Genomic DNA, 15356 nt, shown 5'->3' on the forward strand with positions numbered 1-15356 from the left:
GCAATTTGCCAGAAACCTTTATCCTTCTACGGAAAGAACCGTAGCACAGCGCTGAGGCTTATCGAGCCGGCCGCTAAGAACCACCAGCAACAGCGCGACCAGAACTATCAGCGCGCCAATCCAGGGCGTCTGATCCAGACCATAATGTTCTACCGTCTGCCCACCAATCACCGATCCTAAGGCAATCCCGATGTTAAAGGCGGCAATATTCAGGCCTGAGGCAACGTCAACCGCGCCTGGAGTATACTGCTCCGCTTTCTGCACAACGTATACCTGCAGACCCGGAACGTTACCGAATGCGAAGATGCCCATCACCAGTACCGTCGCCAGCGCCGCATACTGAATGCTGGCCGTAAACTGAAAGATCAGCAGTAAAGCAACCAGGGCGGCAAAAATCAGCTTCAGCGCGGGCACGGCGCCATGCTTATCCGCCAGCTTTCCGCCCCATACGTTGCCCACCGCTACAGAAACACCGTAGCCCAGGAGGATCCAGCTAACGGCCGCCGGGCTAAATCCGGCAAGATCCTGCATCATCGGCGCCAGGAAGGTAAAAGCGGTGAATACGCCGCCATATCCCAAAGCCGTAATGGCATAGATTATCAGTAAACGGGGATGAGTCAGAACCTGGAGCTGGGCGCGCAAACCGGCGCTGACACGACCGGGAATGTTATTCGGCACCAGGATAAGGCTGCTCATTAACGCGATTACGCCAAGGATCGACACGGCAAGGAACGTCTCGCGCCAGCCAAAGTGTTGGCCGATAAAGGTGCCCAATGGTACGCCGGTCACCAGCGCAACGGTCAGACCGCCAAACATAATCGCAATCGCCGAAGCCGCTTTCTCTTTCGGGACCAGGCTGGTCGCAATTGTCGATCCGATCGAAAAGAATACCCCGTGCGCCAGTCCCGTCAGCAGGCGTGCCAGCACCAGAGTTTCATAACCCGGCGCCTGCCAGGCCAGTAGGTTACCGGCGGTAAACAGCGCCATTAACGCCAGCAGCAGTTGCTTACGTGGCATACGCCCGGTCAGCGCGGTGAGCACCGGGGCGCCAATCGCCACGCCGAGCGCGTAGATAGAAACCAACAGCCCCGCAGAGGGTAGCGAAATAGCGAGTTGTTCTGCAATGGTGGGCACCAGGCCCACAATGACAAATTCGGTCGTGCCAATAGCAAAGGCACCGATAGTTAAGGCAAGTAGCGCCAGCGGCATAATGTACTCCGTATCAACATGATTAAGATGACACGTAGTATGAAGAGATGCTTTAATAACAAAAATAGCCAAAGTATCAATAGAATTTTGCCACAGGTGCAATAATGAGAGCTACCTCAGAAGAAATCGCCATTTTTGTCGCCGTGGTCGAGAGCGGCAGCTTTAGCCGCGCAGCGGAACAGCTAGGTCAGGCCAATTCCGCCGTCAGCCGGGCGGTGAAAAAGCTGGAATCAAAGCTCGGCGTGAGCCTGCTTAACCGTACGACCCGTCAGCTAAGCCTGACCGAAGAAGGAGAGCGTTATTTCCGTCGCATGCAGGTTGTGCTTCAGGAGATGGCCGCTGCCGAAAATGAACTTCTGGAGAGTCGTACGACGCCAAGAGGACTATTACGGGTTGATGCCGCGACGCCGGTGATACTGCATTTTCTGATGCCGTTGATAAAACCCTTCCGTGAGCGTTATCCAGAGATGAGCCTTACTCTGGTCTCGTCCGAAACCTTTATCAATCTGATTGAGCGGAAAGTTGACGTCGCGATCCGCGCCGGCACGCTGACCGATTCCAGCCTGCGCGCCAGGCCATTGTTTAATAGCTACCGCAAAATAATCGCTTCACCGGACTATCTCGCTCGCCATGGAACGCCGCAAAGCGTCGCTGAGCTAAAAAATCATCAATGCCTCGGTTTTAGCGAACCTGCTTCATTGAATACCTGGCCAGTCTCCTGCTGCGATGGCCAGCTGCTGGAAATCGAAAGCGAGATATCTTCCAATAGCGGAGAAACGCTCAAGCAGCTGTGCCTGGCCGGTAACGGAATCGCCTGTCTGTCGGACTATATGGTGGATAAGGAAATTGCTGAAGGGGCGTTTGTCGAGCTGCTGGCTGATAAACGGCTGCCGGTTGAAATGCCGTTTAGCGCGGTTTACTACAGCGACAGAGCCGTAAGCACGCGGATCAGAGCCTTTATCGACTTTCTTAGCGAACATGTAAAACAGCTCCCGAAGGAGCTGTAAGAGGGTTGTAGAGTACAGAGGGGGATTAGATTAGTCCCATTCAGGCGCCAGACCGTCCGGGCTAACCAGACGATCGTTGCAGTCCAGGGCGGCGATCGCCTGGCGATCGTCTTCATCAAGCTGCAGATCCTGAGCTTTAAGGTTGCTTGCCAGGTTTTCGCGCCGCGTCGAAGACGGAATTACCGCATAACCTTCGCCCATTGCCCAGGCCAGGATAACCTGTGCCGGCGTGGCATTATGTTTCGTCGCAATACGTGCAATCACTTCATCTTTCAGCGCCTTACCGTAGGCCAGCGTCATGTAAGAGGTGATATGAATATCGTGTTCACGCGCCCAATCAACCACTTTGCGGTTCTGCAGGTACGGAGAGAGTTCAACCTGGTTGGTTGCAATATTCTCTGCGCCAACGGCGGCAATTGCCCGCTCCATCAGCGGAATGGTGAAGTTAGAAATACCAATCTGACGGGTCAACCCCTGCTTTTTCGCTTCCAGCAGCGCGGCCATAAACTCTTCGACGGCAACGGCATCGTTTGGCGACGGCCAGTGGATTAACGTCAGGTCGACATAGTCAGTCCGCAGCTTCAGCAGGCTCTCTTTCAGGCTGGCGATCAGCTTGTCTTTGCTGAGATTTTCAATCCAGATCTTGGTGGTGATGAACAGTTCATCGCGCGCAACGCCGCTTTCAGCAATAGCCTGACCCACAGCAGCTTCATTATCATAGATTTGCGCGGTATCAATGGTGCGATAGCCCAGCTCAAGCGCCGTTTTTACAGATGCAATAACCACGTCATCTTTCAGACGGAAGGTCCCAAGGCCAAATGCAGGGATTGTCATGATTTTCCTCTTTATTCATTCATATCGGTTAACGAGGGTAATTATGACCAACGAGAGGATTGAGAAAAAGAGCGCTAAACGCAGAGGATTTTTGCTAAAAAAGCAATAATAAAGCGACAGGCAAAGAAAAAGCCCTGAGCAAATGCTCAGGGCTTTTAATAAGTGGCGGAACGGACGGGACTCGAACCCGCGACCCCCTGCGTGACAGGCAGGTATTCTAACCGACTGAACTACCGCTCCACCGAATACTTCTGTAACCACCGGATTTATGCACCGGCTTACTACTTAATTTGATGCCTGGCAGTTCCCTACTCTCACATGGGGAGACCCCACACTACCATCGGCGCTACGGCGTTTCACTTCTGAGTTCGGCATGGGGTCAGGTGGGACCACCGCGCTAGTGCCGCCAGGCAAATTCTGTTGTCAGAAACGAATCTTTTACACCGATGCTGCGTTGGCTGCATTCGTAAAGTCAGTCACATACTTCAGTATGCTCCTTCCTTTCCTTCATTTGCCGCCTTGCCTCAGCGTAAAATCTTTCGTTCCCGAAAATCTGTAATCTAAGCTGAAAATCTCTCAAATCGCCAAAACATCTTCGGCGTTGTAAGGTTAAGCCTCACGGTTCATTAGTACCGGTTAGCTCAACGCATCGCTGCGCTTACACACCCGGCCTATCAACGTCGTCGTCTTCAACGTTCCTTCAGGACTCTCAAGGAGTCAGGGAGAACTCATCTCGGGGCAAGTTTCGTGCTTAGATGCTTTCAGCACTTATCTCTTCCGCATTTAGCTACCGGGCAATGCCATTGGCATGACAACCCGAACACCAGTGATGCGTCCACTCCGGTCCTCTCGTACTAGGAGCAGCCCCCCTCAATTCTCCAGCGCCCACGGCAGATAGGGACCGAACTGTCTCACGACGTTCTAAACCCAGCTCGCGTACCACTTTAAATGGCGAACAGCCATACCCTTGGGACCTACTTCAGCCCCAGGATGTGATGAGCCGACATCGAGGTGCCAAACACCGCCGTCGATATGAACTCTTGGGCGGTATCAGCCTGTTATCCCCGGAGTACCTTTTATCCGTTGAGCGATGGCCCTTCCATTCAGAACCACCGGATCACTATGACCTGCTTTCGCACCTGCTCGCGCCGTCACGCTCGCAGTCAAGCCAGCTTATGCCATTGCACTAACCTCCTGATGTCCGACCAGGATTAGCTGACCTTCGTGCTCCTCCGTTACTCTTTAGGAGGAGACCGCCCCAGTCAAACTACCCACCAGACACTGTCCGCAACCCCGATTAGGGGCCCACGTTAGAACACCAGCCATTAAAGGGTGGTATTTCAAGGATGGCTCCATGCAGACTGGCGTCCACACTTCAAAGCCTCCCACCTATCCTACACATCAAGGACCAGTGTTCAGTGTCAAGCTATAGTAAAGGTTCACGGGGTCTTTCCGTCTTGCCGCGGGTACACTGCATCTTCACAGCGAGTTCAATTTCACTGAGTCTCGGGTGGAGACAGCCTGGCCATCATTACGCCATTCGTGCAGGTCGGAACTTACCCGACAAGGAATTTCGCTACCTTAGGACCGTTATAGTTACGGCCGCCGTTTACCGGGGCTTCGATCAAGAGCTTCTCCTTACGGATAACCCCATCAATTAACCTTCCGGCACCGGGCAGGCGTCACACCGTATACGTCCACTTTCGTGTTTGCACAGTGCTGTGTTTTTAATAAACAGTTGCAGCCAGCTGGTATCTTCGACTGATTTCAGCTCCATGAGCAAGTCACTTCACTTACCATCAGCGTGCCTTCTCCCGAAGTTACGGCACCATTTTGCCTAGTTCCTTCACCCGAGTTCTCTCAAGCGCCTTGGTATTCTCTACCTGACCACCTGTGTCGGTTTGGGGTACGATTTGATGTTACCTGATGCTTAGAGGCTTTTCCTGGAAGCAGGGCATTTGTCACTTCAGCACCGTAGTGCCTCGTCATCACACCTCAGCGTTAGTGACGTTCCGGATTTACCTGGAACATCCGCCTACATGCTTAAACCGGGACAACCGTCGCCCGGCCAACATAGCCTTCTCCGTCCCCCCTTCGCAGTAACACCGAGTACAGGAATATTAACCTGTTTCCCATCGACTACGCCTTTCGGCCTCGCCTTAGGGGTCGACTCACCCTGCCCCGATTAACGTTGGACAGGAACCCTTGGTCTTCCGGCGTGCGGGTTTTTCACCCGCATTATCGTTACTTATGTCAGCATTCGCACTTCTGATACCTCCAGCAACCCTCACAGGCCACCTTCAACGGCTTACAGAACGCTCCCCTACCCAACAACACATAGTGTCGCTGCCGCAGCTTCGGTGCATGGTTTAGCCCCGTTACATCTTCCGCGCAGGCCGACTCGACCAGTGAGCTATTACGCTTTCTTTAAATGATGGCTGCTTCTAAGCCAACATGCTGGCTGTCTGGGCCTTCCCACATCGTTTCCCACTTAACCATGACTTTGGGACCTTAGCTGGCGGTCTGGGTTGTTTCCCTCTTCACGACGGACGTTAGCACCCGCCGTGTGTCTCCCGTGATAACATTCTTCGGTATTCGTAGTTTGCATCGGGTTGGTAAGTCGGGATGACCCCCTAGCCGAAACAGTGCTCTACCCCCGAAGATGAGTTCACGAGGCGCTACCTAAATAGCTTTCGGGGAGAACCAGCTATCTCCCGGTTTGATTGGCCTTTCACCCCCAGCCACAAGTCATCCGCTAATTTTTCAACATTAGTCGGTTCGGTCCTCCAGTTAGTGTTACCCAACCTTCAACCTGCCCATGGCTAGATCACCGGGTTTCGGGTCTATACCCTGCAACTTAACGCCCAGTTAAGACTCGGTTTCCCTGCGGCTCCCCTATACGGTTAACCTTGCTACAGAATATAAGTCGCTGACCCATTATACAAAAGGTACGCAGTCACCCAACAAGTGGGCTCCTACTGCTTGTACGTACACGGTTTCAGGTTCTTTTTCACTCCCCTCGCCGGGGTTCTTTTCGCCTTTCCCTCACGGTACTGGTTCACTATCGGTCAGTCAGGAGTATTTAGCCTTGGAGGATGGTCCCCCCATATTCAGACAGGATACCACGTGTCCCGCCCTACTCTTCGAGTTCACAACCTGTGCGTTTTAGTGTACGGGAGTATCACCCTGTACCCTGCGACTTTCCAGACGCTTCCACTAACACACAAGCTGATTCAGACTCCGGGCTGCTCCCCGTTCGCTCGCCGCTACTGGGGGAATCTCGGTTGATTTCTTTTCCTCGGGGTACTTAGATGTTTCAGTTCCCCCGGTTCGCCTCGTTAACCTATGTATTCAGTTAACGATAGTGCAACGAATTGCACTGGGTTTCCCCATTCGGACATCGCCGGCTATAACGGTTCATATCACCTTACCGACGCTTTTCGCAGATTAGCACGTCCTTCATCGCCTCTGACTGCCAGGGCATCCACCGTGTACGCTTAGTCGCTTAACCTCACAACCCGAAGATGTTTCGTAAAACATCGTCGTGTCGCGAAAATTTGAGAGACTCGAACACACTTAAACAGTGTGTCGTTTCAATTTTCAGCTTGATCCAGATTTTTAAAGAGCAAAACTTCGCAGTGAACCTTTTCAGGTACACTCTGAAGTTTTCTTGTGTTGTGCAGTAAAGATGGTGGAGCTATGCGGGATCGAACCGCAGACCTCCTGCGTGCAAAGCAGGCGCTCTCCCAGCTGAGCTATAGCCCCATCGTAGTTAATCTCATTTACCGTAATTCGATTCCGGGCAAGGCGTGGAAGAACGAAGCATACTGAAGTATGCGAGTTATTTCACAACGCAGCACGGGAGCGAATTTGGTAGGCCTGAGTGGACTTGAACCACCGACCTCACCCTTATCAGGGGTGCGCTCTAACCACCTGAGCTACAAGCCTGCAGAGATTTTTTACTGCTACATTTTCATCAGACAATCTGTGTGAGCACTACAAAGGCAGGTTCTTTAAGGTAAGGAGGTGATCCAACCGCAGGTTCCCCTACGGTTACCTTGTTACGACTTCACCCCAGTCATGAATCACAAAGTGGTAAGCGCCCTCCCGAAGGTTAAGCTACCTACTTCTTTTGCAACCCACTCCCATGGTGTGACGGGCGGTGTGTACAAGGCCCGGGAACGTATTCACCGTGGCATTCTGATCCACGATTACTAGCGATTCCGACTTCATGGAGTCGAGTTGCAGACTCCAATCCGGACTACGACATACTTTATGAGGTCCGCTTGCTCTCGCGAGGTCGCTTCTCTTTGTATATGCCATTGTAGCACGTGTGTAGCCCTACTCGTAAGGGCCATGATGACTTGACGTCATCCCCACCTTCCTCCAGTTTATCACTGGCAGTCTCCTTTGAGTTCCCGACCGAATCGCTGGCAACAAAGGATAAGGGTTGCGCTCGTTGCGGGACTTAACCCAACATTTCACAACACGAGCTGACGACAGCCATGCAGCACCTGTCTCAGAGTTCCCGAAGGCACCAAAGCATCTCTGCTAAGTTCTCTGGATGTCAAGAGTAGGTAAGGTTCTTCGCGTTGCATCGAATTAAACCACATGCTCCACCGCTTGTGCGGGCCCCCGTCAATTCATTTGAGTTTTAACCTTGCGGCCGTACTCCCCAGGCGGTCGACTTAACGCGTTAGCTCCGGAAGCCACTCCTCAAGGGAACAACCTCCAAGTCGACATCGTTTACAGCGTGGACTACCAGGGTATCTAATCCTGTTTGCTCCCCACGCTTTCGCACCTGAGCGTCAGTCTTTGTCCAGGGGGCCGCCTTCGCCACCGGTATTCCTCCAGATCTCTACGCATTTCACCGCTACACCTGGAATTCTACCCCCCTCTACAAGACTCCAGCCTGCCAGTTTCGAATGCAGTTCCCAGGTTGAGCCCGGGGATTTCACATCCGACTTGACAGACCGCCTGCGTGCGCTTTACGCCCAGTAATTCCGATTAACGCTTGCACCCTCCGTATTACCGCGGCTGCTGGCACGGAGTTAGCCGGTGCTTCTTCTGCGGGTAACGTCAATTGCTGAGGTTATTAACCTCAACACCTTCCTCCCCGCTGAAAGTACTTTACAACCCGAAGGCCTTCTTCATACACGCGGCATGGCTGCATCAGGCTTGCGCCCATTGTGCAATATTCCCCACTGCTGCCTCCCGTAGGAGTCTGGACCGTGTCTCAGTTCCAGTGTGGCTGGTCATCCTCTCAGACCAGCTAGGGATCGTCGCCTAGGTGAGCCGTTACCCCACCTACTAGCTAATCCCATCTGGGCACATCTGATGGCAAGAGGCCCGAAGGTCCCCCTCTTTGGTCTTGCGACGTTATGCGGTATTAGCTACCGTTTCCAGTAGTTATCCCCCTCCATCAGGCAGTTTCCCAGACATTACTCACCCGTCCGCCACTCGTCACCCGAGAGCAAGCTCTCTGTGCTACCGTTCGACTTGCATGTGTTAGGCCTGCCGCCAGCGTTCAATCTGAGCCATGATCAAACTCTTCAATTTAAGTTTGATGCTCGTGAATTAAACTTCGTAATGAATTACGTATGTTCACTCAGAGACTTGGTATTCATTTTTCGTCCGAGGACGTTAAGAATCCATGTCACTTTGAGTGCCCACACAGATTGTCTGATAAATTGTTAAAGAGCAGTGCAACGCGGCTTTCGCTCACCGTTGCGAGGTGGCGTATATTACGCTTTCCTCTTTCAGAGTCAACCCGTTATTTCAGGATTTTTTCTCTTCAACCGACCCGGTTGTTTGTGAAGTGATTCACATCTGCCGTGTCAGTGGGAGCGCATTATAGGGAGTTATTCGGCGGTGACAAGCGGTAAAATGCAATTTTATTTCAACCGCTCACCTTTTATACATAACGCTTATTTTTGCTGCTTTTTGATAGCATCCGGCAGGTCTGCCAGGCTATTAAGTACCCAATCAGCGGCACTTTCGGCTTCTGGGGTCACCGGCTTGCCGGTGCGCACTAATACTTTCGTGCCGACATTGGCCGCCAGAGCTGCCTGCATATCTTCGACTTTATCGCCAACCATAAAGGAAGCCGCCATATCAATATGCAGATAGTCGCGCGCCGAAATCAGCATCCCCGGATGCGGCTTGCGGCAGTCGCAGGTCTGGCGAAACTCTTCAACGGTTCCCTGCGGGTGGTGCGGACAATAATAGATGCCATCCAGATCAACGCCGCGATCGGCCAGCGACCAGTCCATCCACTCCGTCAGCGTTTCAAACTGCTCTTCAGTAAACTTACCGCGGGCGATACCGGACTGGTTGGTCACCAGCACCAGCGCGTAGCCCATCTCCTTTAATTGACGCATTGCGTCAATGACGCCATCGATAAATTCAAAGTTGTCGATTTCATGGACATAGCCGTGATCGACGTTAATCGTGCCATCACGGTCAAGAAAAATTGCGGGTACTGACATTGCCACCGGTTTGCTCCTGATAAAGGCTAATGCGCGTAGTATCGCATGTTTCCGGACGCAAGAAAGTGCTCATTATACAGAGTCAGATTGATTTAGACGTCTGGATGCCTTAACATCCATTTCATTGACAGGCATCGCCTGGACACGGCAGAAGAAAATGCCACGGCAAACGGCTAAACGATAATAAATAACTGATGATTAAACTTTCGAATATTACCAAAGTGTTCCAGCAGGGAAATCGCAGCATACAGGCGCTGAACGATGTCAGCCTGCATGTCCCCGCCGGGCAAATTTATGGCGTCATCGGCGCTTCCGGCGCGGGTAAAAGTACGTTAATCCGCTGCGTTAACCTGCTCGAACGTCCAACGCAGGGCAGCGTACAGGTGGGCGGTCAGGAACTAACGGCGCTGTCAGAAAAAGAGCTCACTCGCGCTCGTCGCCAGATTGGCATGATCTTCCAGCACTTTAACCTGCTTGCCTCACGCACCGTATTCGGCAACGTGGCGTTGCCTCTGGAGCTGGATAATACGCCGAAAGATGAAATCAAGCGCCGGGTGACCGAGCTGCTCGATCTCGTCGGTCTGGGGGATAAACACGATAGCTATCCGGCAAATCTCTCCGGCGGTCAAAAACAGCGCGTGGCCATCGCCCGTGCGCTGGCGAGCAATCCAAAAGTCCTGCTCTGCGACGAAGCCACCAGCGCTCTGGACCCGGCCACTACGCGTTCAATTCTGGAACTGCTGAAAGATATCAACCGTCGCCTGGGCCTGACGATTTTGCTGATTACCCATGAAATGGATGTCGTCAAACGCATCTGCGATTGCGTTGCCGTTATCAGCAACGGCCAGTTGATTGAACAGGATACGGTGAGTGAGGTCTTCTCTCATCCCAAAACCCCGCTGGCGCAACAGTTTATTCAGTCAACGCTGCACCTTGATATCCCGGATGATTATCAGGCCCGCCTTAAACCTGAAGCGCTTCCCGATAGCGTGCCCATGCTGCGCATGGAGTTTACGGGTCACTCCGTTGATGCCCCGCTTCTTTCTGAGACTGCCCGTCGTTTTAATGTGAATAACAACATTATTAGCGCGCAGATGGATTACGCGGGCGGCGTGAAGTTCGGCATTATGCTCACTGAGATGCACGGCACGCAGGAAGATACCCAGGCCGCAATCGCCTGGCTACAGGAACACCATGTAAAAGTAGAGGTACTGGGATATGTCTGAACCAATGATTTGGCTGCTGGTTCGCGGCGTATGGGAAACGCTGGCCATGACGTTTGTCTCCGGCTTCTTCGGTTTTGTTCTCGGCCTGCCGGTCGGCGTGCTGCTGTACGTCACCCGTCCGGGGCAAATTGTCGCTAATGCGAAGCTCTACCGCACGCTTTCGGCGGTGGTGAATATTTTCCGCTCGATTCCTTTTATTATCCTGCTGGTGTGGATGATCCCATTCACTCGCGTGATCGTTGGCACGTCGATTGGCCTGCAGGCGGCTATCGTTCCGCTGACGGTCGGCGCCGCGCCGTTTATCGCCCGTATGGTGGAAAACGCCCTGCTGGAGATCCCCACCGGCCTTATCGAAGCATCCCGCGCCATGGGCGCAACGCCGATGCAGATCGTGCGTAAGGTTCTGCTGCCGGAAGCGCTGCCGGGCCTGGTGAATGCGGCAACCATCACGCTCATTACGCTGGTCGGCTATTCCGCGATGGGCGGCGCCGTGGGTGCCGGTGGTCTCGGGCAGATTGGCTATCAGTACGGTTATATCGGCTACAATGCAACGGTAATGAATACCGTACTGGTGCTGCTGGTTATTCTGGTGTACTTAATCCAATTCTCAGGCGATCGTATCGTCCGGGCTGTGACTCACAAATAACATTACACACAATACAGAATCTTACAGGAAGGAAATAACATGGCCTTTAATTTCAAAACCTTTGCGGCAGTCGGCGCGTTAATCGGTTCTCTGGCTCTGGTGGGTTGCGGTCAGGACGAAAAAGATCCTAACCATATTAAAGTCGGCGTTATCGTCGGTGCGGAGCAGCAGGTTGCGGAAGTCGCGCAGAAAGTAGCAAAAGAAAAATACGGCCTTGATGTCGAACTGGTTACCTTCAACGACTACGTTCTGCCGAACGAAGCGCTGAGCAAAGGCGATATCGACGTTAACGCCTTCCAGCATAAACCGTATCTTGACCAGCAAATCAAAGACCGCGGCTACAAGCTGGTTTCCGTAGGTAACTCTTTTGTTTACCCGATTGCGGGTTATTCGAAAAAAATTAAATCGCTGGACGAACTGCAGCCGGGCTCTCAGGTTGCGATTCCTAACGATCCCACCAACCTTGGCCGCTCTCTGCTGCTGCTGCAACAGGTTGGCCTGATCAAACTGAAAGAAGGCGTTGGTCTGCTGCCAACCTCTCTGGATATTATTGAAAACCCGAAAAACCTGAAAATTGTTGAGCTGGAAGCCCCGCAGCTGCCGCGCTCTCTGGATGATGCGCAAATCGCTCTGGCGGTTATCAATACCACCTATGCCAGCCAGATTGGCTTAACGCCGGCAAAAGACGGTATTTTCGTGGAAGGTAAAGAGTCTCCGTACGTGAATCTGATTGTCGCTCGCGAAGACAACAAAGATGCGGAAAATGTTAAGAAATTTGTTCAAGCCTATCAGAGTGATGAAGTTTACGAAGCGGCTAACAAAATCTTTAACGGCGGTGCAGTGAAAGGCTGGTAATCTTTTCTCAGCGTAATATCATTCAGGACGGGCTTTATGCCCGTCTTGTCATTTATGCAAGCACCTGATTCAATAGCGCCCTGTTTTATTATTTATTGAGGAAATACTATGCGTGCTTTACCGGTCTGTTTGTTAGCACTCATGTTAAGCGGTTGTTCTATGCTAAGCAGATCTCCCGTCGAGCCTGTACAAAGCACCGTAACCCCGCCTGCCAAATCGGAACCGGCAAAACCGAAAGCGACGCGTCCGGCCCCGGTAAGAATCTATACCGATGCAACAGAATTGGTGGGTAAACCTTTCCGCGAACTCGGCGAAGTCACCGGTGAATCATGCCAGGCCTCGAATCAAGACTCTCCGCCCAATATCCCGACGGCGCGCAAGCGCATGCAGATTAACGCTGCAAAAATGAAAGCCAATGCCGTGCTGCTGCACCGCTGCGAAGTGACCAGCGGAACTCCGGGCTGCTACCGCCAGGCCGTCTGCCTTGGTTCAGCGCTTAACGTTACGGCGCAATGAGTGATTTTCAGTTTGCGCAGATAGGCGTTATTCGCTCGCCCTATAAAGAAAAATTTGCCGTCCCCCGCCAGCCTGGGCTGGTTAAAAACGGCGGCGGCGAATTACATCTTCTGCCCCCCTATAACCAGGCCGATGCCGTACGTGGCCTGGAAAACTTCAGCCATCTGTGGATCCTGTTTGTGTTTCATCAGACCATGGAAGGCGGCTGGCGCCCGACCGTGCGCCCTCCCCGCCTCGGCGGTAATGCGCGGATGGGCGTTTTCGCCACCCGTTCGACCTTTCGTCCTAATCCAATCGGTATGTCGCTGGTCGAGCTAAAAGGTATTCGCTGCCAGAAAGAACACGTCGTTCTGGAACTCGGTAGTCTGGACCTGGTGGATGGTACGCCGGTCGTGGACATCAAACCTTACCTGCCCTTTGCCGAAGCGCTGCCGGAAGCCAGCGCGAGCTACGCGCAGCAGGCACCGCAGGCGGAAGTGGCGGTGAGCTTCACGCCCGAAACAGAAGCCCGGCTTTTAGAACTGGAAAAGCGCTATCCCCGACTTAAGGTGTTTATTAGCGAAGTTCTGGCGCAAGATCCGCGCCCGGCATATCGTAAAGAAGAAGACCCGGGAAAGACCTACGCCGTCTGGCTGCTGGATTTTAACGTGCGCTGGCGGGTGATTTCGTCCGGTTTTGAAGTCTTTTCTCTCGAACCACGCTAATTTTATTTTCCTCTCTTTTGGCATCTTTGCCACACTGGTAAACTAAACCACTTTTTTGTGTCAGGCTGGCTCCCAGCCTGTATCGATCGTCCAAATGGAACCGTAACAACATGCGTACTAGCCAATACCTGCTCTCCACTCTGAAGGAGACACCTGCCGACGCCGAGGTTATCAGCCATCAGCTGATGCTGCGCGCCGGGATGATCCGCAAGCTGGCCTCCGGGTTATATACCTGGCTGCCGACCGGCGTGCGCGTCCTGAAAAAAGTCGAAAACATCGTGCGTGAAGAGATGAATAACGCCGGTGCAATCGAGGTGTTAATGCCGGTAGTTCAGCCCTCTGAGCTGTGGCAAGAGAGTGGTCGTTGGGAACAGTACGGCCCGGAACTGCTGCGTATTGCTGACCGTGGCGAACGTCCGTTCGTACTCGGCCCGACTCATGAAGAAGTGATCACCGACCTGATTCGTAACGAGCTGAGCTCTTACAAACAGCTGCCGCTGAACTTCTATCAGATTCAGACCAAATTCCGTGACGAAGTGCGCCCGCGTTTCGGCGTGATGCGTTCCCGTGAATTCCTGATGAAAGATGCTTACTCTTTCCATACCTCTCAGGAATCTCTGCAGGAAACCTACGACGCGATGTACGCCGCGTACAGCAAAATCTTCAGCCGTATGGGCCTGGATTTCCGTGCGGTACAGGCTGACACCGGTTCTATCGGCGGTAGCGCATCTCACGAATTCCAGGTGCTGGCGCAGAGCGGCGAAGATGACGTGATCTTCTCTGACTCTTCCGACTACGCGGCCAATATTGAGTTCGCCGAAGCCGTTGCGCCGAAAGAGCCGCGCGCGGCCGCCACTCAGGAAATGACGCTGGTCGATACGCCGAACGCCAAAACCATCGCCGAGCTGGTTGAGCAGTTCAATCTGCCGATTGAGAAAACGGTGAAAACCCTGCTGGTCAAAGCGGTAGAAGACAGCAAGTCTCCGCTGATTGCCCTGCTGGTTCGCGGCGATCATGAGCTGAACGAAGTGAAAGCGGAAAAACTGCCGCAGGTCGCCAGCCCGCTGACCTTCGCCACCGAAGAAGAGATCCGCGCGCTGGTGCAGGCGGGTCCTGGTTCTCTGGGCCCGGTTAATATGCCCATTCCGGTGATTATTGACCGTACCGTTGCCGCAATGAGCGATTTCGCCGCGGGCGCGAACATCGACGGGAAACACTACTTCGGCATCAACTGGGATCGCGACGTCGCCACCCCTGAAGTGGCTGATATCCGTAACGTCGTGGCGGGTGACCCGAGCCCGGACGGTAAAGGTACGCTGCTGATTAAACGCGGTATCGAAGTGGGCCACATCTTCCAGCTGGGTACCAAGTACTCTGAAGCGATGAAAGCCTCCGTACAGGGCGAAGATGGCCGTAACCAGATCCTGACGATGGGCTGCTACGGTATCGGTGTGACGCGCGTGGTGGCGGCCGCCATTGAGCAGAACTTTGACGATCGCGGGATTCTGTGGCCGGAAGCTATCGCCCCGTTCCAGGTTGCGATTCTGCCGATGAACATGCATAAATCCTACCGCGTGCAGGAGCTGGCCGAGAAGCTGTACGCAGAGCTGAGCGCGCTGGGTATCGACGTGCTGATGGACGACCGTAAAGAGCGTCCGGGCGTGATGTTCGCCGATATGGAGCTTATCGGTATTCCGCACACCATCGTGCTGGGCGACCGTAACCTCGACAACGACGATATCGAATATAAATATCGTCGCAGCGGCGAGAAGCAGCTGATTAAAACCGGCGATATCGTGAATTACCTGGTACAACAAATTAAAGGTTAACGCCAAAAGAGGCTCTGGTTTCAGAGCCTCTTTTTTACAAGG

The 15356-nt window shown here is 53.2% G+C and carries 10 protein-coding genes, 3 tRNA genes and 3 rRNA genes; 7 read left to right on the forward strand and 9 right to left on the reverse strand.

Annotation, left to right across the window (positions count from 1 at the left end; all coding sequences use genetic code 11):
• Positions 1 to 18: 18 nt before the first annotated feature.
• Entirely contained in the window at positions 19 to 1209 is a 1191-nt protein-coding gene (locus JLG71_RS22620) for an MFS transporter (protein ID WP_014228021.1), read from the reverse strand.
• 104 nt (positions 1210 to 1313) lie between these two features.
• On the opposite strand from JLG71_RS22620, the gene yafC reads away from it, so the two are divergent.
• Positions 1314 to 2216: a DNA-binding transcriptional regulator YafC gene (yafC, locus tag JLG71_RS22625; protein WP_047724389.1), complete on the forward strand. Its 903-nt coding sequence runs from the start codon at positions 1314 to 1316 to the stop codon at positions 2214 to 2216.
• Positions 2217 to 2246: 30 nt separating this feature from the next.
• On the opposite strand, the gene dkgB is transcribed toward yafC, so the two are convergent.
• The 8 genes from dkgB to gmhB all read right to left on the reverse strand — a co-directional run bounded on the left by dkgB (position 2247) and on the right by gmhB (position 9544).
• The gene (gene dkgB, locus JLG71_RS22630) at positions 2247 to 3050 is read right to left on the reverse strand and encodes a 2,5-didehydrogluconate reductase DkgB (protein WP_025108461.1); all 804 of its coding nucleotides are present in this window, start codon (positions 3048 to 3050) and stop codon (positions 2247 to 2249) included.
• Between the two features lie 163 nt (positions 3051 to 3213).
• Positions 3214 to 3290: transfer RNA gene (locus tag JLG71_RS22635), tRNA-Asp, on the reverse strand.
• A 55-nt stretch (positions 3291 to 3345) separates the two neighbouring features.
• Positions 3346 to 3461: ribosomal RNA gene (gene rrf, locus JLG71_RS22640) — 5S ribosomal RNA — on the reverse strand.
• Positions 3462 to 3655: 194 nt separating this feature from the next.
• A 23S ribosomal RNA gene (locus JLG71_RS22645) occupies positions 3656 to 6561 on the reverse strand.
• A 178-nt stretch (positions 6562 to 6739) separates the two neighbouring features.
• A tRNA-Ala gene (locus tag JLG71_RS22650) sits at positions 6740 to 6815 on the reverse strand.
• Between the two features lie 106 nt (positions 6816 to 6921).
• Positions 6922 to 6998, reverse strand: a tRNA-Ile gene (locus tag JLG71_RS22655).
• A 71-nt stretch (positions 6999 to 7069) separates the two neighbouring features.
• Positions 7070 to 8609 (reverse strand): 16S ribosomal RNA (locus JLG71_RS22660).
• The 16S, 23S and 5S rRNA genes sit together here with 3 tRNA genes alongside, the layout of an rRNA operon.
• Positions 8610 to 8977: 368 nt before the next feature.
• Entirely contained in the window at positions 8978 to 9544 is a 567-nt protein-coding gene (gene gmhB, locus JLG71_RS22665; RefSeq protein WP_014837457.1) for a D-glycero-beta-D-manno-heptose 1,7-bisphosphate 7-phosphatase, read from the reverse strand.
• Positions 9545 to 9732: 188 nt separating this feature from the next.
• On the opposite strand from gmhB, the gene metN reads away from it, so the two are divergent.
• The 6 genes from metN (at position 9733) to proS (ending at position 15314) form a co-directional block, all read left to right on the forward strand.
• Positions 9733 to 10764: a methionine ABC transporter ATP-binding protein MetN gene (gene metN, locus JLG71_RS22670; protein ID WP_004098793.1), complete on the forward strand. Its 1032-nt coding sequence runs from the start codon at positions 9733 to 9735 to the stop codon at positions 10762 to 10764.
• Entirely contained in the window at positions 10757 to 11410 is a 654-nt protein-coding gene (locus tag JLG71_RS22675) for a methionine ABC transporter permease MetI (RefSeq protein WP_004098792.1), read from the forward strand. The genes metN and JLG71_RS22675 overlap by 8 nt, the downstream gene beginning before the upstream one ends.
• A gap of 39 nt (positions 11411 to 11449) precedes the next feature.
• The gene (gene metQ, locus JLG71_RS22680; RefSeq protein ID WP_004098791.1) at positions 11450 to 12265 is read left to right on the forward strand and encodes a methionine ABC transporter substrate-binding lipoprotein MetQ; all 816 of its coding nucleotides are present in this window, start codon (positions 11450 to 11452) and stop codon (positions 12263 to 12265) included.
• A 108-nt stretch (positions 12266 to 12373) separates the two neighbouring features.
• On the forward strand, positions 12374 to 12781 hold the full coding sequence (gene rcsF / locus JLG71_RS22685) for an Rcs stress response system protein RcsF (RefSeq protein WP_004098790.1): 408 nt from the start codon (positions 12374 to 12376) through the stop codon (positions 12779 to 12781).
• Positions 12778 to 13485, forward strand: a complete 708-nt coding sequence (tsaA, locus tag JLG71_RS22690; protein WP_032748069.1) for a tRNA (N6-threonylcarbamoyladenosine(37)-N6)-methyltransferase TrmO — start codon at positions 12778 to 12780, stop codon at positions 13483 to 13485. Before rcsF ends, tsaA begins: the two co-directional genes overlap by 4 nt.
• A 110-nt stretch (positions 13486 to 13595) precedes the next feature.
• Positions 13596 to 15314, forward strand: coding sequence for a proline--tRNA ligase (gene proS, locus JLG71_RS22695; RefSeq protein ID WP_014837454.1), 1719 nt, complete (start codon positions 13596 to 13598; stop codon positions 15312 to 15314).
• The last annotated feature ends 42 nt before the right edge of the window (positions 15315 to 15356 follow it).

It is taken from the genome of Klebsiella michiganensis (genome assembly GCF_015139575.1).
GTDB lineage: Bacteria > Pseudomonadota > Gammaproteobacteria > Enterobacterales > Enterobacteriaceae > Klebsiella > Klebsiella michiganensis.